At 54.7% G+C, this 26,156-nt stretch carries 22 protein-coding genes and 3 tRNA genes; 12 read left to right on the forward strand and 13 right to left on the reverse strand.

The features are described 5' to 3' along the window. Window positions 1-21 precede the first annotated feature (21 nt). Window positions 22-1,362 (reverse strand): Wzz/FepE/Etk N-terminal domain-containing protein, encoded by a 1,341-nt coding sequence (locus AACY09_RS08900; RefSeq protein ID WP_339487358.1) that lies wholly within the window; start codon window positions 1,360-1,362, stop codon window positions 22-24. A gap of 177 nt (window positions 1,363-1,539) precedes the next feature. On the opposite strand from AACY09_RS08900, the gene AACY09_RS08905 reads away from it, so the two are divergent. Continuing rightward, on the forward strand, window positions 1,540-1,851 hold the full coding sequence (locus AACY09_RS08905; RefSeq protein WP_339487359.1) for a Rho-binding antiterminator: 312 nt from the start codon (window positions 1,540-1,542) through the stop codon (window positions 1,849-1,851). A 145-nt stretch (window positions 1,852-1,996) separates the two neighbouring features. Here the strand turns inward: AACY09_RS08905 and AACY09_RS08910 are convergent, their stop codons facing one another. The 5 genes from AACY09_RS08910 to cysM all read right to left on the reverse strand — a co-directional run bounded on the left by AACY09_RS08910 (window position 1,997) and on the right by cysM (window position 8,231). Continuing rightward, complete coding sequence (locus AACY09_RS08910) at window positions 1,997-2,536, reverse strand: DUF2058 domain-containing protein (protein ID WP_339487360.1); 540 nt, start codon at window positions 2,534-2,536, stop codon at window positions 1,997-1,999. Between the two features lie 124 nt (window positions 2,537-2,660). Then, a complete protein-coding gene (mazG, locus tag AACY09_RS08915) occupies window positions 2,661-3,494 on the reverse strand; it encodes a nucleoside triphosphate pyrophosphohydrolase (RefSeq protein ID WP_339487362.1) in 834 nt (277 codons plus the stop codon). A gap of 6 nt (window positions 3,495-3,500) precedes the next feature. After that, the gene (relA, locus tag AACY09_RS08920; protein WP_339487363.1) at window positions 3,501-5,747 is read right to left on the reverse strand and encodes a GTP diphosphokinase; all 2,247 of its coding nucleotides are present in this window, start codon (window positions 5,745-5,747) and stop codon (window positions 3,501-3,503) included. 220 nt (window positions 5,748-5,967) lie between these two features. Next, a complete protein-coding gene (gene rlmD, locus AACY09_RS08925; RefSeq protein WP_339487364.1) occupies window positions 5,968-7,326 on the reverse strand; it encodes a 23S rRNA (uracil(1939)-C(5))-methyltransferase RlmD in 1,359 nt (452 codons plus the stop codon). Continuing rightward, window positions 7,326-8,231, reverse strand: coding sequence for a cysteine synthase CysM (gene cysM, locus AACY09_RS08930; RefSeq protein WP_339487365.1), 906 nt, complete (start codon window positions 8,229-8,231; stop codon window positions 7,326-7,328). The genes rlmD and cysM overlap by 1 nt, the downstream gene beginning before the upstream one ends. A 165-nt stretch (window positions 8,232-8,396) precedes the next feature. On the opposite strand from cysM, the gene AACY09_RS08935 reads away from it, so the two are divergent. From AACY09_RS08935 to AACY09_RS08945, 3 genes are all read left to right on the forward strand, one after another. Next, entirely contained in the window at window positions 8,397-11,168 is a 2,772-nt protein-coding gene (locus AACY09_RS08935) for a response regulator (protein ID WP_339487366.1), read from the forward strand. A 109-nt stretch (window positions 11,169-11,277) separates the two neighbouring features. Next, window positions 11,278-11,709, forward strand: a complete 432-nt coding sequence (locus AACY09_RS08940) for a hypothetical protein (RefSeq protein ID WP_339487367.1) — start codon at window positions 11,278-11,280, stop codon at window positions 11,707-11,709. A 2-nt stretch (window positions 11,710-11,711) separates the two neighbouring features. Next, window positions 11,712-12,116: an META domain-containing protein gene (locus AACY09_RS08945; RefSeq protein ID WP_339487368.1), complete on the forward strand. Its 405-nt coding sequence runs from the start codon at window positions 11,712-11,714 to the stop codon at window positions 12,114-12,116. 31 nt (window positions 12,117-12,147) lie between these two features. Here the strand turns inward: AACY09_RS08945 and dinB are convergent, their stop codons facing one another. The 4 genes from dinB to AACY09_RS08965 form a co-directional block, all read right to left on the reverse strand. Further along, a complete protein-coding gene (gene dinB / locus AACY09_RS08950) occupies window positions 12,148-13,215 on the reverse strand; it encodes a DNA polymerase IV (protein WP_339487369.1) in 1,068 nt (355 codons plus the stop codon). A 57-nt stretch (window positions 13,216-13,272) separates the two neighbouring features. Next, complete coding sequence (locus tag AACY09_RS08955) at window positions 13,273-13,800, reverse strand: DUF3087 domain-containing protein (RefSeq protein ID WP_339487370.1); 528 nt, start codon at window positions 13,798-13,800, stop codon at window positions 13,273-13,275. Window positions 13,801-13,919: 119 nt separating this feature from the next. Then, window positions 13,920-15,221, reverse strand: a complete 1,302-nt coding sequence (locus AACY09_RS08960) for an SLC13 family permease (RefSeq protein WP_339487371.1) — start codon at window positions 15,219-15,221, stop codon at window positions 13,920-13,922. Between the two features lie 31 nt (window positions 15,222-15,252). Next, window positions 15,253-16,083, reverse strand: coding sequence for an amidohydrolase family protein (locus tag AACY09_RS08965; protein WP_339487372.1), 831 nt, complete (start codon window positions 16,081-16,083; stop codon window positions 15,253-15,255). Between the two features lie 174 nt (window positions 16,084-16,257). On the opposite strand from AACY09_RS08965, the gene AACY09_RS08970 reads away from it, so the two are divergent. Further along, on the forward strand, window positions 16,258-16,995 hold the full coding sequence (locus AACY09_RS08970) for a GntR family transcriptional regulator (protein WP_339487373.1): 738 nt from the start codon (window positions 16,258-16,260) through the stop codon (window positions 16,993-16,995). A gap of 16 nt (window positions 16,996-17,011) precedes the next feature. On the opposite strand, the gene AACY09_RS08975 is transcribed toward AACY09_RS08970, so the two are convergent. Next, window positions 17,012-17,221 (reverse strand): zinc-ribbon domain-containing protein, encoded by a 210-nt coding sequence (locus AACY09_RS08975; RefSeq protein WP_339487375.1) that lies wholly within the window; start codon window positions 17,219-17,221, stop codon window positions 17,012-17,014. Between the two features lie 247 nt (window positions 17,222-17,468). On the opposite strand from AACY09_RS08975, the gene AACY09_RS08980 reads away from it, so the two are divergent. From AACY09_RS08980 to AACY09_RS09000, 5 genes are all read left to right on the forward strand, one after another. After that, a tRNA-Met gene (locus AACY09_RS08980) sits at window positions 17,469-17,545 on the forward strand. 120 nt (window positions 17,546-17,665) lie between these two features. Beyond that, a tRNA-Met gene (locus tag AACY09_RS08985) sits at window positions 17,666-17,742 on the forward strand. A gap of 226 nt (window positions 17,743-17,968) precedes the next feature. Beyond that, window positions 17,969-18,045: transfer RNA gene (locus tag AACY09_RS08990), tRNA-Met, on the forward strand. Between the two features lie 107 nt (window positions 18,046-18,152). Further along, window positions 18,153-20,786 carry a bifunctional lysylphosphatidylglycerol flippase/synthetase MprF gene (mprF, locus tag AACY09_RS08995; protein ID WP_339487376.1) on the forward strand — a complete coding sequence of 878 codons (2,634 nt, stop codon included), beginning with the start codon at window positions 18,153-18,155 and terminating at the stop codon, window positions 20,784-20,786. Between the two features lie 8 nt (window positions 20,787-20,794). Continuing rightward, complete coding sequence (locus AACY09_RS09000) at window positions 20,795-22,039, forward strand: virulence factor family protein (protein WP_339487377.1); 1,245 nt, start codon at window positions 20,795-20,797, stop codon at window positions 22,037-22,039. 46 nt (window positions 22,040-22,085) lie between these two features. Here the strand turns inward: AACY09_RS09000 and moaA are convergent, their stop codons facing one another. Continuing rightward, on the reverse strand, window positions 22,086-23,078 hold the full coding sequence (gene moaA / locus AACY09_RS09005) for a GTP 3',8-cyclase MoaA (RefSeq protein WP_339487378.1): 993 nt from the start codon (window positions 23,076-23,078) through the stop codon (window positions 22,086-22,088). Between the two features lie 349 nt (window positions 23,079-23,427). Here moaA and AACY09_RS09010 point away from each other — a divergent pair, with 349 nt between their 5' ends. Next, window positions 23,428-23,982: a cytochrome b gene (locus AACY09_RS09010; protein WP_339487379.1), complete on the forward strand. Its 555-nt coding sequence runs from the start codon at window positions 23,428-23,430 to the stop codon at window positions 23,980-23,982. Window positions 23,983-24,052: 70 nt separating this feature from the next. On the opposite strand, the gene AACY09_RS09015 is transcribed toward AACY09_RS09010, so the two are convergent. Next, entirely contained in the window at window positions 24,053-24,550 is a 498-nt protein-coding gene (locus tag AACY09_RS09015; RefSeq protein ID WP_339487380.1) for a VOC family protein, read from the reverse strand. A 280-nt stretch (window positions 24,551-24,830) separates the two neighbouring features. Here AACY09_RS09015 and rimO point away from each other — a divergent pair, with 280 nt between their 5' ends. Beyond that, complete coding sequence (gene rimO, locus AACY09_RS09020) at window positions 24,831-26,150, forward strand: 30S ribosomal protein S12 methylthiotransferase RimO (protein WP_339487381.1); 1,320 nt, start codon at window positions 24,831-24,833, stop codon at window positions 26,148-26,150. Window positions 26,151-26,156 lie beyond the last annotated feature (6 nt).

A 26,156-nucleotide genomic window follows, 5' to 3' on the forward strand; every position in this document is an offset into this window, starting at 1 on the left:
GTTTTTTTAGGCCTATCGAATTTAGCCTTTAAGCATGGCCGCTGGTGCTGCCTGCTCGACACTTAATGGATTCAACAGGGTGAACGGAACAGGCTGCATGCGCGTCATCATCGACCTGACCAACGCCAAAAACACGCCCAGCATCAAACCCAGCACCAAGCCTAAAACAACTATTAACAGCTTCTTCGGCTTGATCGGTGATAGCGGGCTAACTGCTGGCTGATCGACATCGACCAGATCTTGCAGCAATAGCTCAGGCTTTAACGACTTCAAATAGGATGACTCTTCTTCCCAATTGGCCAGTTTTGCCAAAAACAGGTCATCGTTGTCGCGTTTTCGCAGCGCTTCGACTTCACGATTACTGCGCAACATACGAAGTTGCTTTTCGATATCGCCTACGTGGGCATCGGTAAAGTCGTCAGAAGTACGCGCCCTCAAAGCCCGACGTTCGGCACTTAAGGCTTCAGTCCCCATAAAATAAAGCGGGATCTGTTGATTGGTGACTTCGGTGCGAATTAGATTACTAGAGTTTTGCTGGCCACTGTCGCGCATCGAAGAAGGCGTTGCCGGTTTCTTGATCCCCAGTTGCTCGGCAATCATGATGGCCTCTGTCAGCTGAGCGATACGGTTCTTGCGGCGTAATGTTAGCTGCTGACGCAAGCTGGAAAGCTCATCGATAAGATCTGCACGCTTAACGCTGTCCGTCTCAAGAAGCTTGGCTATTTTCGATTGCTTATCGGCTTCATAACCAATACGCGCCGCTGCAATCTGGCTTTGCAGCTTCTGTAACCGGTTTGACACCAGCGTATTAACCTCAGCGGCAATCCGTGTGCGCTCTTGATCGACGGCGTAGCTGATCAAGCCATTGACCACAGCCGGGCCATCAACGCCTGCAGGATAGACAAAGCTCAAGCCGACATAGTTGGACAAGGAATCTGCTTTCTTGGCATCGGGTTTAATCAGGGTAAAAGCCTTTTCATTCAGACGGGCAAAGGCTTGTTCAATATCCACGTTCGGCTGCTCTAGTGCTTGAAAAAGCTCGGGACGCTCTTGGAAAAAAGCGTAGCGCGTTGAGTAAGACTCAAGTGAGATACCGATACGCTTAAGCACCTGATCTCTATCAACCTTATAAACCCCAGTTAGGTTGAGCTGGTCAAAGCTTTTCAGCGATGCAGGCCTGAGCACGCTTTGCGCCTGATAGTAAGGCGTGGCCAGCATTGCATAGGCGCCAGCAGCAATTCCAATCAGCAGTATCACGGCAGCGATAAGCCAACGCTGCAGCCACAGGCTATGTATCAGGGCAATTAGATCGATTTCATCGTTGTTTTTAGATTCTGGATTATGACTCAGACTGGCGTTCATTATGCATCCATACAATTGGTTAGAATTCCCTCTCCAAAACCTATCTAACACGTCTAGAATGGGCCTCATACCTAGCAAAAGACGGGCGCACCGGAAGGGGGCGCGAAGATAGCACTTGGCCATCATCCGTCCAAGCAATTATTTCTTTTTAGTTACATTGATCTGCGAGGGCATCTGATGGGCGAACCAATAGATCGTTGCGTATTACAGCAGACGCCTTATCAACCCTTAGCCTGTGATCTTTACGACGCCTTGGAAGTCGCCTGCTTGCACCGTTATCAATTGGTCATTGAACTGATTGATGGCGCAACACTCGAGGCACAAGCGCTGACGACTGAAACCACCGCAGACAAGCAAGAGTTTCTAGTCGTAAGAACTGCTAATGAGAAAATGCGCCTGCGTCTCGACCAGTTGCAGGCAATTACCGCTGTTACGTCGGGCGCGAGCTTTAAACGCCTCGAACTCAATAGCCCAAAAACAGCGCCCTAGCCTCGCGACCATCAGCCAGATGTGGGCTGTCATCAAGGTCACAAACAAGCGCCCGCTGCCCAGTCCTGCAAACGCACTACGCACGGATTTACAGCCATTAAAAAGCCGGGAATAAACCCGGCTTTTGATTACTCACAAAACTGAATCACCACATCAAATCATCTGGTACTTGATAGGCCGCATAAGGGTCATCAGCATCTGGCGCTTCGGTTGGCGTGTTTAGCAGCAGCACACGTCGCGGATCGCGTTCTTGAATCTTCAGCGCGGCCTCACGAGGAATCACTTCATAACCACCGCCGTGACGCACAATTGCCAGCGAACCACTGCTTAGCTTGTTCCGCATCAAGTCATTTACAGGCAGGCGCTTAACCTTCTTGTCATCAACAAAGTTGTAGTAATCCTCGGTCGTCATCTTCGGCAGACGCGAGGCCTCGATCAGCTGTTTGACCTGAGCAGTTTTGGCTTTTTGCTCAGCCTTTTCTTGCTGCTGACGGTTCAGCTCTTGGTCACGCGCGACTTTCTCTGCCTTCGCCTGCTGAGCAGCCTGCTGTTGCGAGTTGTCTTTCTCAACCTGGCCTTTATGCTCCAGACGCTGCTGCTTTTGCTTTTGCTTACCAGCCTGCTTGGCCTGCTTCTCGTTAACCAACCCTGCCTTCAGTAGTTGATCGCGTAGTGATAAAGCCATTACTTACCTCAGTGTTCAACGACAGCAACCTCGATCCCCGTAGATCTTGTTGCCAGTTCTATTGATGTAATTGTGCGCCAGCATGCCGCATCACAACCTGCTGCGCATATTGATTGCTTATGGCCTAGCAGCCAAGTGTTTGCTGCTTTTCCAGCTTCTTGGCCTCCCCCCACAAGGCATCGAGCACCTCCAGGTCACACTGAGCGATATCGCGTCCAGATTCTCGTAGTGATTGCTCGATAAAGCGAAAGCGCCGCTCGAACTTGGTATTAGCCGCGCGCAGCGCCATCTCGGGGTCAACCTTCAAGTGCCGAGCCAGATTTGTCACTACGAACAACAAATCACCAAGCTCTTCAGCGGTTGCCTGCGCATCGTTTTCACTCATTGCCTCAAGCACTTCATCAAGCTCTTCGCGGACTTTGTCCACAACCGGCAGTGCCTCCGGCCAATCAAACCCAACCTGCGCGGCGCGTTTTTGCAGTTTTACCGCACGCGCCATCGAAGGCAATGTGCTGGGCACATCATCGAGTAGAGAAAGCTGCTCGGGCGCCTGAGCCTTATGTGCACGCTCTTCGGCCTTGATCTCATCCCAACGCTGTTTGACTGCAGTCTCATCAAGTTTGGGCAATTCGACTGCGCCGTACAGATCACCATCCGGAAACACGTGGGGATGGCGGCGCACCAGCTTGCGGGTAATCGAATCGACCACCTCGGCAAAGCCAAAACGGCCCTCTTCGGCTGCCAGCTGGCTGTAATACACCACTTGAAACAGCAAGTCGCCCAACTCACCGGGCAGCTCATCGAAGTCCCCGCGTTCAATCACGTCGGCAACTTCATAGGCCTCCTCCAGCGTGTAAGGCACTATTGTCGCGTATGACTGTTGCAAGTCCCAAGGACAGCCATGCTGTGGGTCCCGCAAGCGCGCCATAAGGTGGAGCAAGTCAGTTAACTGGTACATAAATCCTCAAGACGTGCTACGCAACCGCCGAGCTTCAATGATGTTAGGCAACTGCGAAATCCGCCCCAGTAAGCGCCCAAGGGCTTCCAGGCCGGGGATTTCAATGGTGATCGACATGGTCGCCGTATTGTCTTCCTTATTGGACTGGGTATTAACCGCCAGCACATTGAGCTTTTCATTGAGCAGAATCTGAGTCACGTCACGCAGCAGGCCCGAACGGTCATAGGCACGAATAACCACATCGACTGGATAGGTCTGCACCGGCACCGGCCCCCAACTGACCTGGATCATGCGCTCTGGTTCACGACCCGCCAACTGCAACACGGCTGCGCAATCCTGACGGTGAATACTGACACCTCGGCCCAAGGTGATGTAGCCCACAATCGGATCACCCGGCAAGGGTTGGCAGCAGCCAGCCATTTGTGTGAGCAAATTGCCAACACCTTGAATTTGAATGTCGCCGCGCTTGCCCGGCTTGAAGCCCAGCGCCTTGCGTGGAATAAGCTCGAGCTGCTCGTTGTTACGCTCAGGTTCGATTAATTGCTGAGCCAGGTTGACCACATGAGCCAGGCGCACATCGGCCGCCCCTAAAGCGGCAAACAGGTCTTCAGATGATTTCAAATTGGCTTTTTCAGCCAGCTTTTCAAAGTCGACATGGGACAGCGCCAAACGCCCCAGTTCGCGCTCAAGCAAGCCCTTACCGGCCACCACATTCTGATCACGATCTTGCAGCTTGAACCAGTGAACGATTTTCGCCCGCGCACGCGAGGTGGTGATGTACCCCAGGTTGGAGTTCAGCCAGTCACGACTCGGCGTGCCCTGCTTACTGGTGATGATCTCGACTTGCTCACCGGTTTGCAGGCTATAGCTCAGGGGCACGATGCGCCCATTGACCTTGGCGCCCCGGCAGTTGTGGCCGATTTCGGTGTGCACCCGGTAGGCGAAGTCCAGGGGGGTTGAATCTTTGGGCAAATCTACCGCGTGACCATCAGGGGTAAAAACATAAACCCGGTCGGGCTCGATATCGACGCGCAGCTGTTCGGCCAGACCGCCAATATCGCCCAGCTCCTCATGCCATTCGAGCACCTGACGCAACCACGAGATTTTTTCTTCGTAGTGATTCGAACCCGATTTAACATCGGTGCCTTTATAGCGCCAATGCGCACAGACACCCAGCTCGGCCTCTTCGTGCATGGCGGCGGTGCGTATTTGCACCTCAAGCACCTTGCCTTCAGGGCCTAGAACTGCAGTGTGAAGCGAGCGGTAGCCGTTCTCCTTGGGGTTGGCGATGTAATCGTCAAACTCCTTGGGAATGTGCCGCCACAGGGTGTGAACGATGCCCAGTGCGGTGTAGCAGTCGCGCATTTGCGGAACCAGCACTCGCACCGCCCGCACGTCATAAATCTGACTGAATTGCAGGCCTTTACGCTGCATTTTCCGCCAGATGGAATAAATGTGTTTAGCCCGGCCGCTGATATCCGCCTCAATGCCCGTGGCTTCAAGCTCGGTACGCAGTTGATCCATTACTTCATTGATGTAGTGCTCACGATCAAGCCGACGCTCGTGCAATAAAGTGGCGATCTGTTTGTATTGCTCCGGCTCCAGGTAGCGAAAGGACAAGTCCTCAAGCTCCCACTTGATATGACCGATGCCTAGGCGGTGAGCCAGTGGCGCATAAATATCAAAGACTTCGCGGGCAACGCGCTGGCGCTTTTCATCGTCTGCGAGCTTGACGGCACGAATCGCGCAGGTGCGCTCAGCCAGCTTGATCAGTGCAACACGCACGTCATCAACCATGGCCACCAGCATTTTGCGCAGGTTATCGACCTGGGCCTGGGAACCAAGCACCAACGAATCGCGCGGATTCATGCTGGCGCTGATAGCGGCCATTCGCAGCACGCCCTCAATCAGCTTGGCCACCACCGGACCAAAGCGCTGATGCACGGCCGCCAGCTCTACAGTGCCTTCACGCACGCCGCGGTACAGGACTGCCGCGACCAAAGAGTCTTGGTCAAGTTTAAGGTCGGCCAGGATCTCAGCGATTTCCAGCCCTACACGAAAACTGGAGGCGCCTTCACTCCACAGATTCTGCGCGGCATTGGCTTGCTGCTCAGCCTCACGGGCGAACTCACAGGCGCCACGCAATGCATCACGATCCAGTGCCGGATCGACACCCATTACGTGATCCAGCCAGGCCTCAAGGTTGATGCTACCGTCATCATTGATCGGCTGATGCGCTCTGACCTGAACCATTTTGCATACCTTCCCTACGCAGCGCGTACTGCGCTACGAATCGACACCGACGGCCTGATAGAGGGGTCGGTTAAACTGCTGTAAGGCGCAAATCCTTCACACCCCTGCATGGGCAAACCAGGACACAGCTATGCACACTGTCCCGACCTGCAACCTCCGAACTGCATGAGGCGTGTTAACGCCTCGCGACCCGCAAGAGCCAAACAATATAGTTTCCCGGTCAAACGCTGGTTAACTCAAATAAAGCCATGGCCTCGACGTGTGCTGTCTGCGGAAACATGTCGAGTATGCCGGCCTTTTTTAAACGGTAACCCTGGGCAATCAATAGCTCAGTATCACGTGCAAGCGTTGCTGGATTACAGGAAACATACACCACTCGCTGCGCACCTAACGCGGCAAGTTGCTTTACCACTTGATAAGCACCATCACGCGGCGGGTCAAGTAAAACTGCAGCGAACCCGCCTTTGGCCCAGTTTTTTTCAGCCAGCGGTTCGGACAAGTCAGCATGATAAAAGTGCACATTATTCAGCGAATTTTCCAACGCATTCTGTGCAGCTCGCTCAACCATTGCCTGCACACCCTCAACCGCAACTACTTCCTGCGCGCGAAGCGCCAGAGGCAGGGCAAAATTACCCAGGCCACAAAACAGATCAAGCACCCGCTCGTGGCTTTGCGGCGCCAGCCATTCAAGCGCTTGGGCGATCATCGACTGGTTCACGAGCGCATTAACCTGAATAAAGTCGCCAGGTCGGTACTTTAGCTCCAACCCCCATTCAGCCAAGCCATACCCCAAGTGTTGCCCGGGGATAAATGGCGCGGGCTCTGACACGCCTTGCAGCCAAAGTTGCGCGTCGTGCTCAAGGCAAAACTGCTGCAGGCGTTCAAGGTCCGCGCCTGACAATGGCGCAGTATGACGCACCAATACCGCACTCGCTGTACCGTTAAAGAGCTCCACGTGACCGATAGCCTGCGGCTTTTCAAGCTGGCGCAAGGTCTCTGGCAAACCGCGCAGAATTGGCTGCAAGGGCTGTACCAGTACCGGGCAATCACTGATCGCAATAATCTCCTGGCTCGCTGCTGCGCGAAAGCCTACCGCCAGCTGCTTCAGCTTCGAGTCCCAACGCACAGCCACCCGGGCACGGCGTCGATAGCCAAACTCAGGCCCGGTCAATGGCGTCTGCCATTGTTCAGGTTGAACATTTGCCAAGCGACTCAATTGCTCTGCAAGCATGGCCTGCTTGAGCGCCAATTGATCGCTGTGAGGCATGTGTTGCACGCTGCATCCACCACAAGTCCGAGCATATTCACAGGGTTCCGGACGACGCTCAGGGCTGGCCAGCACAATGCGTTCAGTGCGCGCCTCAACAATTTGGCTACGAGCAGACTGAACACGCGCTTCGACCTGCTCACCCGGCAGCGCACCAGACACGAACCATGTCCGCCCTTCGTTAAAGGCGATACCACGCCCATCGTTAGCCAAGCGTTCAATGCTGAGCTTCTGTTTTTTGCCAACCGGTACCTGAGGTGCTCGCGAGCCCCCGCTAGGCTGGAAGCGTAAACCGCCGTTCTTCTTGGCCATTAATGCTGCGGCGCATCATAGATGCCGGTCGACAGATAGCGGTCGCCACGATCACAGATGATCGCCACCATGACCGCATTTTCGACCTGCTCAGACAACTGCAACATAGCCGCAACCGCACCACCCGAAGACACCCCGCAAAAGATCCCCTCCTCACGCGCCAACCGACGCATGACCTGCTCCGCCTGGTCCTGCCCCATATCCACGACCTGATCAACCCGGGCTGCATCAAAGATTTTCGGCAGGTATTCATGGGGCCAGCGACGGATCCCCGGAATCGAAGCCCCTTCCTGGGGCTGCAACCCAACGATCTGCACCAGAGGGCTTTGCTCTTTGAGGTAACGCGAAACCCCCATGATGGTGCCTGTGGTGCCCATAGAACTGACAAAATGGGTAATGGTGCCTTGGGTCTGCTGCCAAATTTCCGGACCCGTTGTGTCGTAGTGGGCCTGTGGGTTATCACCATTGGCGAACTGATCGAGCACTTTGCCACGCCCGCCACGTTGCAGGCTCTCTGCCAGATCACGAGCGCCTTCCATGCCCTCTTCACGGGACACCAGGATCAATTCGGCGCCGTAAGCGGTCATGGCGGCCTTGCGTTCAGCAGTCGAGTTATCGGGCATGATCAGGATCATTTTGTATCCCTTGATCGCTGCAGCCATCGCCAAGGCAATCCCGGTATTGCCCGAGGTGGCCTCAATCAGCGTGTCACCTGGTTGGATATCACCACGCAACTCGGCACGGCTGATCATCGACAACGCTGGCCGGTCCTTGACCGAACCGGCCGGATTGTTTCCCTCAAGCTTTACCAACAGGGTATTGGAGGTGTTGCCGGGCAGCCGCTGCAGGCGCACCAGAGGCGTGTTGCCGATGCACTCGGCTATGGTCGGAAATTGCAAGGTCATGACGTCAATCAGGTCCAATCGACTTGAGGGGTGCCTATGATAACGGCAAACCACTGCGCACCCACAATAAAGCCTAGCCTGCTTTGTTATAAGAAGCTGGGCTAGCCTATTGTTGGATAGAGTGCAGGCGGTACACTGCGTAGTACTAATCAGTGGAGGATGTGCGTGTTCAAGGACCTAGGCATCAAAGGCCGCGTGTTGATATTGACGCTGTTGCCGACCAGCCTGCTGGCATTCCTGCTCGGCGGATACTTTATCTGGGCGCAATTCTCAAACCTCCAGAGCCAACTACTGCAACGCGGCGAGATGATAGCTGAACAGCTGGCACCGCTTAGCGCCCCAGCCTTTTTGCGCGGCGACCTCAGTGTTCTTCAACGCATTGCCAGTCAATCCCTTGAGCAGCCTGATGTTCGAGCCGTCAGCCTGCTCGACAAAAACAAGGTGCTACTCGCCCACGCCGGGCCACGTATGCTCAACCCCATGCCCACGGTTGGCAGTGGCACCGAGAAACTCACCGCCAAACGTTCGAACGACGATGCCACTCGCTTTTTGCTTCCGGTGTTTGAACACCATTTAGGCCTCACGGGCGAGCCGCCGCACCAAAGCAGCGACGAGTTGGTGGGCTGGGTGGAGCTTGAACTCTCCCATCACGCCACCTTGCTCAGTGGTTATCACAGTTTGCTCACCAGTTTATTGCTGGTTGCGGCGGGTTTGGCGGTCACCGCATTGCTCGCCCTGCGCATGAGCTACTCCATTAACGAACCCCTGCGCCGGGTCAAAGTGGGTGTATCACAGCTCAAGGAAGGCAAACTCGAGACCCGCTTGCCACCGCTCGGCAGCCAAGAACTGGATGAACTGGCATCAGGCATCAACCGCATGGCCGAAGCCTTGCAAAATGCCCAGGAAGAACTGCAGCACAGTATTGATCAGGCCACCGAAGACGTACGGCAAAACCTCGAAACCATTGAGATCCAGAACATCGAACTGGATTTCGCCCGCAAGGAGGCGCTTGAGGCCAGCCGCATCAAGTCCGAGTTTCTGGCCAATATGAGCCATGAAATTCGCACGCCGCTCAACGGCATCCTTGGCTTTACCAACTTACTGCAAAAAAGCGAGCTGACCCCTCGCCAGCAGGACTACCTCAGCACCATTGAAAAATCAGCAGACAACTTGCTCGGCATCATCAATGAGATTCTTGATTTCTCGAAGATCGAGGCCGGCAAGCTGGTCCTGGAAAACATCCCATTCAATCTGCGGGAGCTGATCCAGGACACCCTGACAATTCTGGCACCCACAGCCCATGAAAAACATCTTGAGCTGCTGAGCCTGGTTTATCGCGACACGCCGCTGGCGTTACTCGGCGATCCGCTGCGCCTTAAGCAAATTCTGACCAACTTAGTCAATAACGCGATCAAATTCACCCGCGAAGGCAGCATCGTCGTACGGGTGATGCTCGAAGATGAAAACGACGCTCGCGCACAAATACGCATTAGCGTTCAGGACAGCGGCGTTGGGCTGTCGGACGATGACCTGCGTTTGCTTTTCCAAGCCTTTAATCAAGCTGACAATTCACTGTCGCGTCAAGCGGGCGGCACTGGCCTGGGGCTGGCGATATCGAAGCGTTTGATCGAGCAGATGGGTGGCGAAATTGGCGTGGACAGCACCCCGGGGGAAGGCTCGGAATTCTGGATTAGCCTGAGCCTGCCGAAAGCCCGGGCAGACTTCGAAGACCTGCCACGCCCCCCGCTCGTTGGCCGACGTGTCGCCATTTTGGAAAGCCACGAATTATCGCGCCAGGCCTTGCAGCACCAACTCGAAGATTGCGGCCTGATTGTCAGCCCCTTCAGTGAGCCAGGGAGCCTGATTGAGGCGATTAAAAGCTCACAGGAAACCCCGGCGCCCATTGGTATTGCGGTCTTGGGTGTAACCGCCCGCGAGCTCCCGCCGGAAACGCTCGACCAATACCTGCGCCAACTTGAGCAAATGTCCTGCATATGCATCGTACTGTGCCCGACCACCGAGCAAATGCTCTATCACGGCTCGCTCCCCGATGCTTATACCCAGCTGCATGCAAAGCCCGCCTGTACGCGCAAACTGCAACGTACCTTGAGTGAGATGATCAGCCCACGCCAGCAACGTTTAATCGCCGAGAGTCCACAACTGGCGCGGCCACCGAAAATTATGTGTGTGGACGACAATCCCGCCAACTTGCTCCTGGTGCAAACGCTGCTGGAAGACATGGGGGCCAAGGTCAGCATCGCCAAAGACGGTCACGAGGCGCTGAAAATAACGGAAAATGAGCGTTTCGACATGATTTTCATGGATGTCCAAATGCCTGGCATGGACGGCCGTGAAACCACCGAAGCGATTCGCATCTGGGAAACCGAGCGCAATAAAAGCCCTGTGCCGATTGTCGCCCTTACCGCCCACGCACTGTCCAACGAAAAACGGACCCTGCTGCAAAGTGGCATGGATGATTACCTGACTAAACCGATCAGCGAACGGCAACTGGCGCAAGTCGTGCTGAAATGGACGGGGCTGTCACTGCGCGCATTGATGCCTGAACCTGTTGAACACAGCATGCGTCCCGATATAGACCTCAATCAGATCAGCACCCTGGATGCCGAAGAAGGTTTGCGTCTGGCGGCGGGTAAAGCCGATTTGGCCGCCGACATGCTCAACATGCTGTTGGCAGGACTACCCACCGACCTACACGCCATACGCCAGGCCCGTGAGTCGGCCAACGACACACTGCTAATTGAGCGCGTTCACCGCCTGCACGGCGCGACGCGCTACTGCGGTGTACCCCAGTTACGGGCGACCTGTCTGCGCAGCGAGACCTTGCTTAAACAAAATGACCCGACGGCCAAGCAAGCACTCGACCAGCTTGAAACTGCCATAGAGCACTTAATGGCCGAGACTCAAATCAGGGCTTGATGCGCGCCGCGCGCGTTAATCTTGCCCGGCGCCTATGCTACAAACAGAACGAGATACCCGTCAGGTTTAAGGCGCTGCGTGATAGCATTCGCGCGAATCTGGAGGAACCATGGCCGAACACGATTTTCGCTACAGCTTACTCAACCCTGAACACACCTTGATTGAATGCCGGGCGATGGCGCCTGGGCGCTATCAAGTCACTGGCAACGGCGGCTCAATCAAAAGCGCCGACACCCTGATCGTAACCCTCAAGGGCAGTCGCGATCTAAGCATGCGCCTCCAGGTCGAGAAGGTGCGCCACCTGATCAACCCGCCAGGCCAGTGGGTTGCTGTTGCTCACGGCCCCGCGTTTAAAGAGTTGGCAATTCATCAATGGCAGGTCAAGTGTGACAGCTGCGGCAAGCAACTGGACCTTGAATTTGCGGTTGATAGCGCACTTGGCAAAAAAGCTCAGGCACTTGCGGCGCATCAGCGGGTCAATGAATTAGGGTGGCGCAGTGAAAACGAGCGCCACACTTGCCCGCAATGTCAAAAGGAATGACGATGAAAGCATTACTCGCCATCAGCCTGATCAGTGCCAGCCTCGTCGGCTGTGCGTCCAGTGCCATGCAGATTGAAACCGACCAAAGCTATCAAGTGGAATGGATAGGTGAACGTCCACTGATCGACAACAGTCACTTGACCATTACCCTCGGCAGTGACGGCCGGGCCTATGGCACCGCCGGCTGCAACCATTGGTTTGCCAGTTATACGCTCGACGGCGACAATATCCGCTTTGAGCAGCCCGGCAGCACCCGCAAAATGTGCCCGCCAGCCCTGATGGAACAGGAAACTCGCTTTCTGCAGAGCCTGCCGACCATCACCCGCTGGGACTTCTCAGAGACTGACCAACTGCGCTTATGGCCTAACCAAGGCAAACCCCTGCGTTTGTGGCCGATCACAAACTAATAGGAAGCGAATGACGTGGGTTGTTTGAGGCTTAGCGCTCAAACAGCTCAAGTTGTTCATGGCGACCCCGCAAGTCGTGCAAGCGCACCCCCACCCCCAAAAGCCGTACAGCCTTGTTACCGCGAGCAAATGCTGCGCTCATCAGCAGTTTGTAGCTGTCCAAGTCGTGCCGGGCACCCGCCTGTTCCAGCGTGGTTTGGGTAAAGTCATGGAACTTGATTTTAACGAAGGGTTTATCTGCCCTGTAGCTGCTATCAAGGCGCGCCATACGCCGGTCAAGCTCTAGGAGCAAATCCGGGAGCTGCTCAAGGCACTCACCTAAATCCGCCAGATCCTGATTGTAGGTATTTTCCACGCTGACCGACTGCCGACGACTGTCAGTCTGCACTGCGCGATCATCAATACCGCGCGCCAACCCCCACAAACGCTCACCAAAACTACCAAACTCGCGGATCAATCCAAGCTTGTCCCATTCGCGCAACTCATTGCACTTTTGAATTCCCAGGCGAGCCAGCTTCGCCGCGGTGACTTTGCCCACACCATGCAGCTTGTCCACCGCAAGGTCGGCCACAAAGTCATCGACTTGATCCGGGGTGATCACAAACAAGCCGTTGGGTTTTTTCCAGTCACTGGCGATCTTGGCCAAAAATTTGTTGGGCGCAACCCCTGCCGAGACAGTGATATGCAATTCAGACGAGACCCTTCGGCGAATATCCTGGGCAATGCGCGTGGCGCTGCCGGCAAAGTGCGGACTGTCGCTGACATCAAGAAAGGCCTCATCTAGCGACAAGGGCTCAATCTGGTCGGTATAGTCGCGAAATATGGCGTGAATTTCGCGGGAAACGGCTTTGTAAGCATCCATCCGCGGCCTGACAATTAGCAGATCAGGGCATAGCTTTTGCGCATGACCAGACGCCATGGCCGACCGTACCCCGTAGGCACGCGCCTCATAATTACAGGTCGCAATCACCCCACGCCGATCAGCAGTCCCACCCACCGCCAGCGGCTTGCCAGCCAAACTTGGATCATCACGCATCTCAATGGCTGCATAGAAGCAGTCACAGTCGACATGGATAATTTTTCGGTTAGTGGTGGCCAATTCATGCATCCGCTGAGGGCAGCTTTAGGCTATTTAGTCATGCATCAAGCATGGCGTTCAAGCCCGCAGTTCAAGCTGCTTGATCCACTCCGGGTCAAAGCTTGACTGCTCCACAGCCAGCCCCAGCGCCTGCATTTTCTGTTGATGCTGATCGATTTCAGCGAGCATTTGCACCTGCTCGCTGGAGTTGCCGTCCAACTGGTGCATCTGGCTCACGCCAAGGTGATAGAAACGCAGGATTTTCATGCTCAGCGGGTCTTCTACCTTAACCCCGTCCTTGACCTTGTGCATGACATTGGTAATACGCATCAGGGTGCGCTTTAGCTGCCAGCCATACACCGCAGCAGCCATCCACGGCTGCGACCAGAATACCCCGCGCACCAACAAAATAGTCAGCCCCAGCGCAACCACCACCCCGGCAACATTTAACCGGAAGTTATCACCATCAGGCTGACCCATGAGCTGTACCGCAAGCGTTGAACAAAGCAGGGTCAAGAGCACAAAACACCCCGCTACCAGCAGTGTACTGCGCCGGGTTTGCTGGCGGTAAAGCTGTGGATCAAGGGGTTTGATTATGAACGCCACCAGCGGGCTCCTTACTGAAATTCGACTGGCCAGCATTATCACCCGAGAACCACAGGAGTCGGTACGGGTTGTTGTGCAATCAGCCAATCGAATACTCGATAAAGCCCGGCGTGGGTCCTTTAATACACCAGCGTGAGGACGATATTGAAGATCAACGCCACCACAAAGCCCAGCGGGGCTGCACGGAATAACAATTTAGGAAAAAACTCGGCACGGCTCTGCTCGGTTGGACATGAACCCAGCAACAGGCTGCCGCCAGAGGAAAATGGCGAAATTGAAGTGGCTTGTGCACCCACGACAATACACACAAATATCACCAGAGGATCAATGCCCAATGATGCCGCAATGGGCGGCACTATCGGGAATAACGCCGGCGTTACCACGCCCAATGTGCTGGCGAACAACGACATCAACGCCGCAACAATACCGAAGGCCACCGGCACCATAACCGGCGGAATAGAGGTGCCAATCCATGAAGCCAGCAGATCAATGGTGCCAACCTTGATGGCAATGGCGATCAACATACCCACACCACAAATCATCACCAGCGTGCCCCAAGGCACGGTCGCCATAGCCTTACGCTCATCACCGAGCTTGAGCAGCAAAGCAATAACGGCGAACACACTGGCAATCAAGCCAATGTCCATTTTCGAGTTGATAAAACCCACCGTGTGATTATCCGGCAGCAGAATCTGAGCAATGGGTGCAATCAATACCAGCGCCATCATTACCAGGGTCAGCCAGAGCGTGGTTTTCTGCTGCTTGTTCAACGGGCTTGGTTCGCTGATCGTGTACGTCGAGCTTTGCATCTGCTTCTTATGCCCGGTAAACAGCATAAAACCGGTGATCACAATCAACGGAATGACAAAGGTGCTGATAAAAATACCGAAGCTGTTAATGAAGGCTGTGTTCTCGGCAATACCGGAGTTGGTCATCAAGCTGCGGAAGATAATCCCGCTCTGACTGGAAACAAAGTTGGCCCCGCCCAGCGCGCCGTAGTTCACCGCCATCGCCCCGAGAATCAAGCTCATGCGTGTGCGCTCACATAGCATCAAGGTCAGTGGCGCCATAAATGCCAGAACGGTGTAATAACCTGCCCCCAAGCCAGCAATCAGCGCCGAGGTCAGAAATACCGCATAAGGCAATAAATGCGGGAATTTGCGGCAGCTGTAGAGCAAGTGTTCTGCAAGCTTTTCGAGGGTACCGTTCACAATCGCAAAACTGTAAAACAGGCACACTGAGAAGATGATAAAAAACATCTTGAGCGGCCACATTTTGATCACATCAGAGGGGCTCAGGCCCATCACAAAGCAACCAATCAGGTAGGAAAAGGCAATGGCAAACAAACCAATATTGATCTTGGTTTTGTAGCCCAGGGCTATGGAAATCACGATAGCCGCGATAACAATCAAACTCATCATGTTCTGTCCCGCCTATTATTTTTGTAATGCGTTAAATGCTGTTGGCAAACTTGAACAGTCGTGCGGGGTTGTCGCGCAAGACTTTTCGCCAGTCATGCGGATCAGGCAACAGCGCCTGAATCCGCTTAAACTGCTCGGCGTAACCGGTTTTGTCTTCAAATTGGGTATGCGGCCAATCGCTGCCCCAGAGCATGCGATCAACCCCGCCGCTGGCAGCACGCAGCACTTCAAGCATGCGGTGCGCTTTCTCAGCGCTGGATCGGCTACGGTAAGGCGCCGATAACTTGAGCCAAAGCTGTTGATTGGCGAGCAATTCAAGAAAGGCTTTGTGCCCAGGCTGCTGCGGGTCAATTCCGTCCTCGGGCAAGCCAAAGTGATCAATCACCACATTGACGCCAGCACTGAGAATCGCCGGGAGAATCTGCGCCAAGTCGTCAATGCTGCGCTGGATCTCAACCAACCACTGCCGCCCGGCAATCCGCTGAAAAAAAGCCTGCCATAGGTCGCCTGAGTAATCCTCAAGCGCCTGGCCAACCAAATTCAAACGAATCCCAACAACCCCGGCGACGGCCAACTGCTCCAATTCGTCCTCGCAAATGCTCGGCGCTACGACGGCTATGCCACGCAGGCGCTCTGGATACTTACGCAATGCGTCGAGCAAAAAGCTGTTATCAGTGCCCAAAAAGCTCGGTTGTACCAACACGCCGTGCGACAACTCACAGCTGTCAAGCATGCGCAGGTACTGCTCAGCAAGCGCATCGTAATCAGGGCTATAGCGTCGTCCGGGCGCCAGCGCCAACTCGCGATTGAAAATATGCGCGTGCGTGTCGATGCCGGTGATAGGCAGTTGCGAAGTGGTCATAGGACGTTACCTTGGCCGATTATTGTCAATACGCCTTCGTAGGACATATTTCTTATTCATATATTCATATATATGACTGCATGACCATATATTCAGCCTGACAAGCTGTCAATACAGCTCACCTGCCACTGGTCAGTGCTAAAGTAGGCGCAGAACAGTTGTATGGACGTGTATATGAATGCCTCAACCCTTGGTTCCGATCTGCGCTTACCGCTTTATCAACGCCTTCGCGACGAGATGCTGGCAAAAATATCATCGGGTGAATGGCGCCCTGGCGAGCCCATTCCGACTGAGGCAGAACTCACCAAAACCTATAGCCTGGCAATTGGTACAGTCAGAAAAGCCGTCGATACACTAGTTGCCGATGGGTTGCTAACGCGCAGCCAAGGGCGAGGCACTTATGTGCGCCGGCCCGATTTTAATTCGTCGTTCTTTCGCTTTTTCCGTCAGGTCAACAGTTCGGGGGAACATCAGGTTCCGCAAAGCCGAATTGACTCGCTCGGGATCGAACAGGCTCCACAAGCTGTAATCGATGCATTACAGCTTGGCGCTACGGATGCGGTCATCCGCATGCAACGCATCAGAATGGCCAATGAGCGAACAATCTTCAGTGAGGATATCTGGCTGCCTGCCTCACGCTTCGCCAAGCTCCTTGAGGTAGACCCGAAGGATTTCGGCAATTTGCTCTACCCCTTTTATGAGGCGCAATGCGGGCAGTTGGTGGCTTCGGCGAAGGAGACACTCACGGTCGAGCCCGCTGACTTACAAACCAGTGCAGCGCTGGATGTTGAGTCAGGCACGCCGGTGGTGGTTATTGAGCGCATTGCGTTGAGCTACGACAGCACCCCGCTGGAATACCGCCTATCCAAAGGCCGCGCCGACACCTTTCGCTATCAAATAGAGATTTCCTGAGCCCTGGCTGCAGCCGCTATTGAGCCGCCGCTTTGACAGGCTCGGTTGGCGCTGCGTCTTTATCTTCAGGTTTATCCATATAGGCCTGAATCACCAAAATAACTATCAGCATAAAAGCGGCGATTGGTAGCAGCTTAGGTTTAGCGGCCAACTCAGCACCGCATGCCGAACATTTTTTGTCGGTTGCTTCGACCGCAACACCGCAGGATTTACATTTATGTGCCATGGGACCCTCGCTGAAATTGTCACGGACTCTAACGCAACAGCCCTCTCAACGGCTAGATCATTGCAATAAGCCGATAACTCTCTATTTTTATTTCAATCCGATGAACAGTCAGTGCACACCGCAAAGCCCCATCAGGCAAGGGCTAGACGTCGAGATAACCCATCCATCACCGCTAAGCAATTGAACAAACAACAGTTTTTCTGGATTTGACGGTTGACCGCAGCGTTTCAGACGATAGAATAGCCGCCGCGGGATGGAGCAGTCTGGTAGCTCGTCGGGCTCATAACCCGAAGGTCGTCGGTTCAAATCCGGCTCCCGCAACCAAACATTTAAAGGTCACTCAATTGAGTGGCCTTTTTTGTTTCTGCGCTATTTATGATTTAAGTATTTGATTAAAAAGCAGAAATCGATTGACAACATCTCGCATCTGAGTAGAATTGCCGGCGCGGGATGGAGCAGTCTGGTAGCTCGTCGGGCTCATAACCCGAAGGTCGTCGGTTCAAATCCGGCTCCCGCAACCAGATTCATGCATAAGGCCTCGACAGTGAAAATTGTCGGGGCCTTTTGCTGTGTGCGTGTTTTTTTATTCCTTGCGGCGTCACGGGCAATCTTCGCCCACCTTCTTCCGATCAGCCTCCTCCGACCACCCCAATCCAGAACCCACTCTTTCTCCTAAGCAATTGAGCAGAAAACAGTTTTATTACAGATTAAGTTTGACACCGAGGCTCAAATGGATAGAATGGCGACCGCGGGATGGAGCAGTCTGGTAGCTCGTCGGGCTCATAACCCGAAGGTCGTCGGTTCAAATCCGGCTCCCGCAACCAAACATCTAAAGCCCACTCTTTCGAGTGGGCTTTTTTGTACCCGCAATTAGGCGGTGCATCCCCTGCATACGCCGTAGTATTGCAGGTACCCGAGTTCGAGGTAAGCGATGCAAATCCACTCCGCTCCCCCGCCATCCAGTACGCCGGAAACCTCAATTTGGCGCCAGCGATTCAATCGCTACAAGCGCCCACTCAGCCTGACCTTAATGCTCCTGCTATTTACAGCAGCGCTAATTGCGTGCCGGCACCTGCTCGATGAGCTCGACCCTGGCTCACTCCACGCGGCCTTACTGGAAATCAGCCCCTGGCACATGATTGGCGCGGTAGGCGCAACCGTCGCAGGCTTTATCGCCCTGCTCGGCTATGAATGGTCAGCCCAGCGCTATGCGGCGGTAAAAATTCCTACACCAGCCTTATTGCTGGGCGGCTTTAGCGCTTTTGCAATTGGCAATGCCGTTGGCATTTCGCTTTTGTCGGGCGGCTCTGTGCGCTATCGCTTGTATTCACGCATTGGTGCCAGCGCAGCTGAAATCACCCGAATGAGTCTTTTTGCGAGCCTCTCTTTGGGCTGTAGCTTACCGATTCTCGCAGCACTGGCGGCACTTGCTAATTTGCCTGCAGCCACCCAGGCCGTGCATTTACCAGCATCTTTTGTTGCAGGCTGTGCCTTGGCTGTTTTGGCGATGAGCACTTATGCAGTGATCTGGCTGAGCCGCCAGCGGATGGATGAACAGCCCTTTAGCGACAGCCTGTTAGTGCGCGTGCGCAAGCAGATCCTCCGCTTACCCGGCGCGCGGCTGTCAGCGCTGCAGTTACTGATTAGCCTGCTCGACGTTACAGCGGCAGCAACGGTGCTCTATCTACTACTGCCAGAAGCACCGCCTTTTAGCAGTTTCCTGCTGATTTACTTATTGGCATTGGCCGCAGGCGTCCTCAGCCATGTACCGGGCGGCGCAGGCGTCTTTGAAGCGGTTATGCTCACAGCCTTTGCCGATTCACTGGGTGCAGCACCGTTAGCCGCTGCACTGCTGCTCTATCGCCTTATTTATATCGTCACTCCGCTAGTCATCGCTTGCTTACTGCTCCTGCTCAACGAAGCATTAATAGTGCTACCCAGCCGCAAAACCTTGCGCGCAGCAACTGAAGCAGCCTCAGGGCTCGCCGCTCCCGTCCTGGCTTTGCTGGTTTTCTTAGCGGGCATGGTGCTTCTGTTTTCCGGCGCCACTCCGGCGCTCGATAATCGCTTAATCCACCTCGGTTTCTTAATCCCCCATCATTTGATCGACGCATCCCACTTCGGCGCCAGCTTGATTGGCGTGCTTTGCCTGCTACTGGCTCAAGGCCTGCGGCGGCGACTGTCGGCAGCCTGGACCCTGACCATGACCCTGCTATTGGCGGGGGCATTGCTCTCGTTATTGAAAGGGTTTGACTGGGAAGAAGCATTGCTCCTGACCATCACGGCCTGCTTGCTTGGCGTGTTTCGGATCTCGTTTTATCGCCCGAGCCGGCTGCTTGAAATGCCCTTTTCCGGTCTTTATTTGGCGGCAGCCCTGTGCGCCCTGCTCGCGTCGATTTGGCTGATGCTGTTCGCCTATCAGGATGTGCCTTACGACCATGAATTGTGGTGGCAATTCGCACTGGACGCCAAGGCCCCGCGGGCATTGCGCTCTGCACTAGGCAGTGCACTACTGCTCACGGGTCTGAGCTTGACGTGGCTGTTGCGCGCATCGCCCCATGAAGTGCTCAAACCCAACCGCGAGCAACTTGAGAAAGCCGCACAGATTATTGCGCAGTCTAATCAAGCCGACGGCGGTTTAGCCCTCACCGGCGATAAAGCCCTGCTCTTTCACGCCAGTGGCAACGCCTTTGTAATGTACGCGCAACGCTCGCGCAGCCTGATTGCCCTGTTCGACCCGATCGGGCCTGCCCGAGAGCGCGCCGAACTGATATGGCAGTTCCGCGACCTGTGTGACCGGCATAACTCACGCCCCGTGTTCTATCAAGTCAGGGCAGAAAACTTACCCTTCTATATGGATATTGGCCTGAGTGCGATCAAGCTTGGCGAGGAAGCCCGGGTAGATCTGCAGCGCTTCGACTTGGAGAACCAGGGCAAAGCCATGAAAGACCTGCGCTATACCTGGAATCGTAGTCAGCGGGACGGCTTGAAAGTTGAGTTTTATCAACCGGGCCAAGCCCCATTTGAACAACTTCAAACCATCAGCGACACGTGGTTGCAGGGAAAAAGCGGTCGTGAGAAAGGCTTCTCATTGGGCCGGTTCGATCGCGACTACTTGAGCTTCTTTCGGATTGCCGTGGTCTATGACGGTGAACGTCCAGTAGCCTTCTGCAACCTGCTGGAAACCCAAACCCGCCAACTGGCAAGCCTTGACCTAATGCGGGTCAGCCCTGACGCACCCAAGCTGACCATGGAGTTTCTGATGCTTGCGCTGCTGATGCACTTCAAGGAACAGGGTTTGGCACAATTCAGCCTTGGCATGGTGCCGTTAGCAGGCATGCAACCCCGTCGGGGTGCGCCTATGACCCAGCGGCTTGGGGCACTGGTATTCCAACGCGGCGAAGGTTTGTACAATTTCCAAGGTCTGCGCCGTTTCAAGGAAAAATTCCAACCCACATGGGAGCCGCGCTACATGGCGGTACCCACTGGAATTGATCCCTATATTGCCTTAGCTGACACTGCCGCTCTGATCGCTGGCGGCTACTCTGGCCTGATCAAACACTGAGAATCACCATGCGCAAAGGTTACAGGTTGCTTGGCTTTAGCTTGCTGTTGCTGGTTATCGGCGCGCTGATCCTTATTTATCGCGACAGGGGTCCAACCACCGAAACGCACACAGTTGCGCTTAGTGATGGCAGCCCGGCGCTGATGACTACAACAGCTGCCCCCTCAACCGCACTGATCTTGGCCCTGCCCCACCGGCAGTGGCTCGCTGCCGCCGCTTTAAATACGTTGGCGGAAGCGCATCACACGCAGATCATGCAAATTGAGTTCAGTGAAAATGATTGCAGCGTCCAGCAACAGCGCCTGCAATTGGCCAGCAAAGTGCTGGGTGATCAACCGCTAATAGTGGCCGGTATGGGGCCAGGCGCTGCGATGGCATGGCGCTGGCTAGCTGGCCAAAGCAATAGTCGCGCGCAAGCCGTTTCCATCGACTTTAATCTGCAGAAACCCGACTGCTCGCAGCCCCTGCCTGACCATGGCGCACAGGGTCAATGGCATGTGGCCTGGAATAACAACCCAGATGACAGCAGCGCAGCGTTTGCCCGTCGCCAAACAAACAGCCATACCCAAATCAGCGATTACGCGGTAACCCTACCGCAACTGCTGAACCAGCAATTGCAAAGCGTGTTGGCGGGACAAGCCGAAGCAATGCCGACGATAGAAGTCGCCGCGGATAAACCCAATGCAAGCGTTAGTCTGTTCTACTCGGGCGACGGCGGTTGGCGCGACCTTGATCGGGATGTTGCCGCGCAAATGGCGCAGCGCGGCTATCCAGTCGTGGGTGTCGATGCATTGCGTTACTTCTGGCAGCATAAAAGCCCGGAGCAAGGCGCCAAAGACCTGAGTCAACTGATGCAACAGTACCGGCAGAAATGGGGCGCAAAACGCTTTGTGTTGATTGGTTTTTCATTCGGTGCCGACACGCTTCCGGCCTTTTACAACCGCCTGCCTGTCGAAGATCAACAACAAGTCGATGCGATTATTCTTCTGGCCAGCGCCCGCAGTGGAAGTTTCGAAATTGAGGTTCAAGGTTGGCTGGGCACTGCGGGCACTGAGGCGGAAACTGGCCCGGAGTTGCTCAAACTACCCGCCGCCAAGGTACTCTGCGTATATGGCGTAGAAGAAGCCGCAACCAGCGGCTGCACCCTGCCCGGCTTGCCCGGAGAAGTGGTTAAGCTACCGGGCGGCCATCATTACGATGGTAATTACCCGGCACTTGCCGAACGTCTAATTGCGGCAATCAAGCAGCGATAAAAACCAAAGGCCGCATCAGCGGCCTTTTGAGTAAGCAGCGCTGGGTTCAACCGCCCGTTGCATTCATAAATCGAACCACTTGAATCTGATCATCGTGGCTGAACTCGTGGCGTTCGGGTTTGCGCTGCAATCCGCCGCCCACCGCATCCAACAATGGCTGGTCGGTTTCAGGGTAACGGCGCAACAGCGCGCGTAAGTCCACTGAGTTCTCATGCCCCAGGCACAGCAGCAAACGTCCTTCTACCGTTAAGCGAACGCGATTGCAGGTGGCGCAGAAGTTATGCGAATGCGGTGAGATAAAACCGACGCGGCTGTTGGCGTGACCTTCCAAACGAATATACCGCGCCGGACCGCCACTTTGTTCGGCACTGTCAATAATCGAGTAACGCTCAGCAATCCGTGCACGCACTTGATCGCTGGAGAAGAAGCTCTCACCTCGCGAGCGCCCTACATCGCCCAGTGGCATCTCTTCGATAAAGGTAATATCCAGCTCACGGGCCATGGCGTAATCGACCAGATCCAGGACTTCGTCGGCATTGCGCCCCGCCATCGCCACGGTGTTGAGTTTAATGTTCTCAAAGCCGGCCTCACGCGCAGCCTCAATGCCATCGAGTACCTGTCTGAGCTCGCCGGTGCGGGTGATGGCTTTGAATTTTTCAGCCTGCAAGCTATCGAGGCTGATGTTCAGGCGCTTGACTCCAGCGTCCGCAAGCGGCTTGGCCAACTTGACCAGTTGTGAACCATTGGTGGTCATCACCAGTTCACGTAACCCCGGCAATGCGGCGATTTGCCCGCACAAGTCAACAATGCCCTTTCGCACCAATGGTTCACCGCCAGTGAGGCGAATTTTCTTCACGCCCTGGCCAACGAACAGCGCGGCCAGACGATAGAGCTCTTCAAGGGAAAGGATCTGCTGACGCGGCAGAAAGGTCATTTCTTCGGCCATGCAGTACACACAGCGAAAATCGCAGCGATCGGTCACTGACATACGCAGGTAATCGATACGACGACCGAATCCATCCTGCAAGTTACTGTGCATGTCTGCTCCTTCTATCTATATCCAAACTGAGCGCTTGCAAAACCGCGTCCATGGGTTACATGGGGTGTCGGCGAATAAACCCAGACTACAGGATAACTATAGCGACTACCGAAAACGTGCGCGTGCAATTCCGTGCACTGGCGATTGGCTGCGGGCACTACCTCGACATCATGACTGAAGGCCGGGCACAGAGGAACTCTTGCGCAGCCCGTTTATCGAAGATTTAGCTGACATGAGTCATGCGCTGTACTTAAACTTATTCTAGGATCATAAGCACGCTATGTATTCAGCCATGATTAAGATTCAATTTTTACTATTAAAAACTATCTAGCCCCGATGAGCCCTGACCATGACCTGGAAAAACACTGAACACCGCTACGGAAGCCTCTCCATCAGCCTGCATTGGTTGATGGTGCTGTTGTTGATTGGGGTTTACGCCTGTATCGAATTGCACGGTAATTTCCCGAAGGGTAGCGAGATGCGCGACCTGCTGAAGCACTGGCACTTTATGCTTGGCCTAACCGTGTTTTTTCTGGTCTGGCTACGCTTGCTGGCAAGGTTGATTGCACCAACACCGAAAATCGTGCCGGCAGTACCGAAATGGCAAGCCATCCCCGCCCACCTCATGCATTTCGCGCTGTATGCGCTGATGATCGGCACACCTTTGGCAGGCTGGTTGATGTTCAGTGCCTTTGACAATCCCGTACCCTTTTATGGACTAGAACTGCCCCACTTACTGGATAAAAACCAGGAGCTGGGTAAGCAGATTAAATACTGGCACGAGCTGGCGGGCACCACGGGTTATTGGCTGATTGGCTTACATGCTGTGGCCGGTATCGCTCACCACTATCTAGTCCGTGACAACACCCTGACCCGCATGCTGCCGCAGCGCAATCAGTCCTAACATAACCTGCATCCAGTCCAACGCAATTGCTCGGCGGCGGACTGGACACTGATAGCTGAGCGGCTGATGATCAAAACGGCTCCAGCTGATCCCCAGCCAACGCCTGTTCGATCCTGGCGATATCGATTTTTGCCATGGTCATCATGGCTTCGAATGCGCGCTTTGCGGCAGCTGGATCTGGGCTAGCTATGGCGGCGGACAATGCACGAGGGGTGATTTGCCAGGAAATACCCCATTTATCCTTGCACCAGCCACATTGGCTTTCATGGCCGCCATTACTGACTATTGCGTTCCATAGACGGTCAGTTTCAGCCTGATCTTCAGTGGCAACCTGAAACGAAAACGCCTCGCTGTGCTTCATCCCCGGGCCGCCATTGAGGCCCAGACAGGGAATGCCCATCACCTTGAACTCGACGGTCAGAATGTCGCCCTGCTTACCAGCCGGATAATCCCCGGGCGCACGCCAAACAGTGCCTACGCTGCTATCGGCGAACGTTTGAGCATAGAAAGTTGCAGCTTCGAGCGCGGCGCTGTCGTACCAGATACACAAGGTATTTTTACTTATCATCTTGGCTCTCCCACTGATGCCTGAGGCATCAATTCTAGCCAAAGGTGGTTAATCAGCCGCCCTAAAGCAGGACAATGCGATAACCGGTTTACGCCCACAACAGAAGGCGTTAACACCGGCGCGGCAGGCCAACAGCCAGCGCAACAGTGTCTATGCTGGACCGAAGCTGATGATTGCCAGCGAATACACTGGAAAACTGCAACAAGCGCCGCTAGAATTGCGCACTTTTTGATCAACGGGCCACCTTCGTGCCCGCCGCTCGTAGCCAGAGGTTTGCCGCATGTCCACCACCGCTCCTAAAGTCGGATTCGTTTCACTGGGTTGCCCCAAGGCGCTGGTGGACTCCGAGCGCATTCTGACCCAGTTGCGTATGGAAGGTTACGAGGTTGTGCCGACCTACGAAGATGCCGATGTAGTGGTGGTTAACACCTGCGGCTTTATCGACAGCGCCAAGGCGGAATCGCTTGAGGTGATTGGCGAGGCCATTGCTGAAAACGGCAAGGTCATAGTCACCGGCTGCATGGGCGTTGAAGAAGGCTCAATCCGAGACGTTCACCCGAGCGTGCTTTCGGTCACCGGCCCACAGCAATACGAACAAGTGGTCAACGCTGTACACGAAGTGGTCCCACCCCGCAAAGATCACAACCCACTGATCGATCTGGTACCGCCCCAAGGCATCAAGCTGACACCTCGTCACTACGCCTATTTGAAAATATCTGAAGGCTGCAACCACAGTTGCAGCTTCTGCATCATCCCGTCGATGCGCGGCAAGCTGGTCAGCCGCCCTGTGGGTGAAGTATTGAGTGAAGCAGAACGCCTGGTTAAGTCTGGGGTTAAAGAGCTGCTGGTCATATCTCAGGACACCAGCGCCTATGGCGTGGACGTCAAGTACAAAACTGACTTCTGGAACGGCCAGCCGGTCAAAACCCGCATGACTCAAATGTGCGAGGCACTTGCCAGCATGGGCGTTTGGGTACGTTTGCACTATGTGTACCCTTATCCGCACGTAGACGAGCTGATCCCATTGATGGCCGCAGGCAAGATCCTGCCGTACTTGGATATCCCGTTCCAGCATGCCAGCCCTAAAGTACTTAAGGCGATGAAGCGCCCGGCATTTGAAGACAAAACCCTGGCACGGATCAAGAACTGGCGGGAAATCTGCCCAGAACTGACTATCCGCTCGACCTTTATTGTTGGCTTCCCCGGTGAAACCGAAGAAGATTTCCAATACCTGCTCAACTGGCTGACTGAAGCTCAGCTCGATCGCGTGGGCTGCTTCCAGTACTCACCGGTTGAGGGCGCATCGGCTAACTTGCTCGACGATCTGGTGCCCGATGACATCAAGCAAGATCGCTGGAATCGCTTTATGGCCCATCAACAAGCCATCAGCACTGCCCGCCTGCAGTTAAAGGTCGGTAAAGAGATGGAAGTGTTGATTGATGAGGTCGACGAGCAAGGTGCTGTAGCGCGCTGCTACGCCGATGCACCGGAAATCGACGGCAGCGTATTCATCGCCAGTACAGACGTTAAACCAGGCGATAAAGTGCGCGTGGTAATTGTCGATGCGGATGAATACGACATGTGGGCTGAGCTGGTTTAAGCCGCC

Source organism: Pseudomonas sp. EL_65y_Pfl2_R95 (assembly GCF_963971045.1).
Taxonomy (GTDB): domain Bacteria; phylum Pseudomonadota; class Gammaproteobacteria; order Pseudomonadales; family Pseudomonadaceae; genus Aquipseudomonas.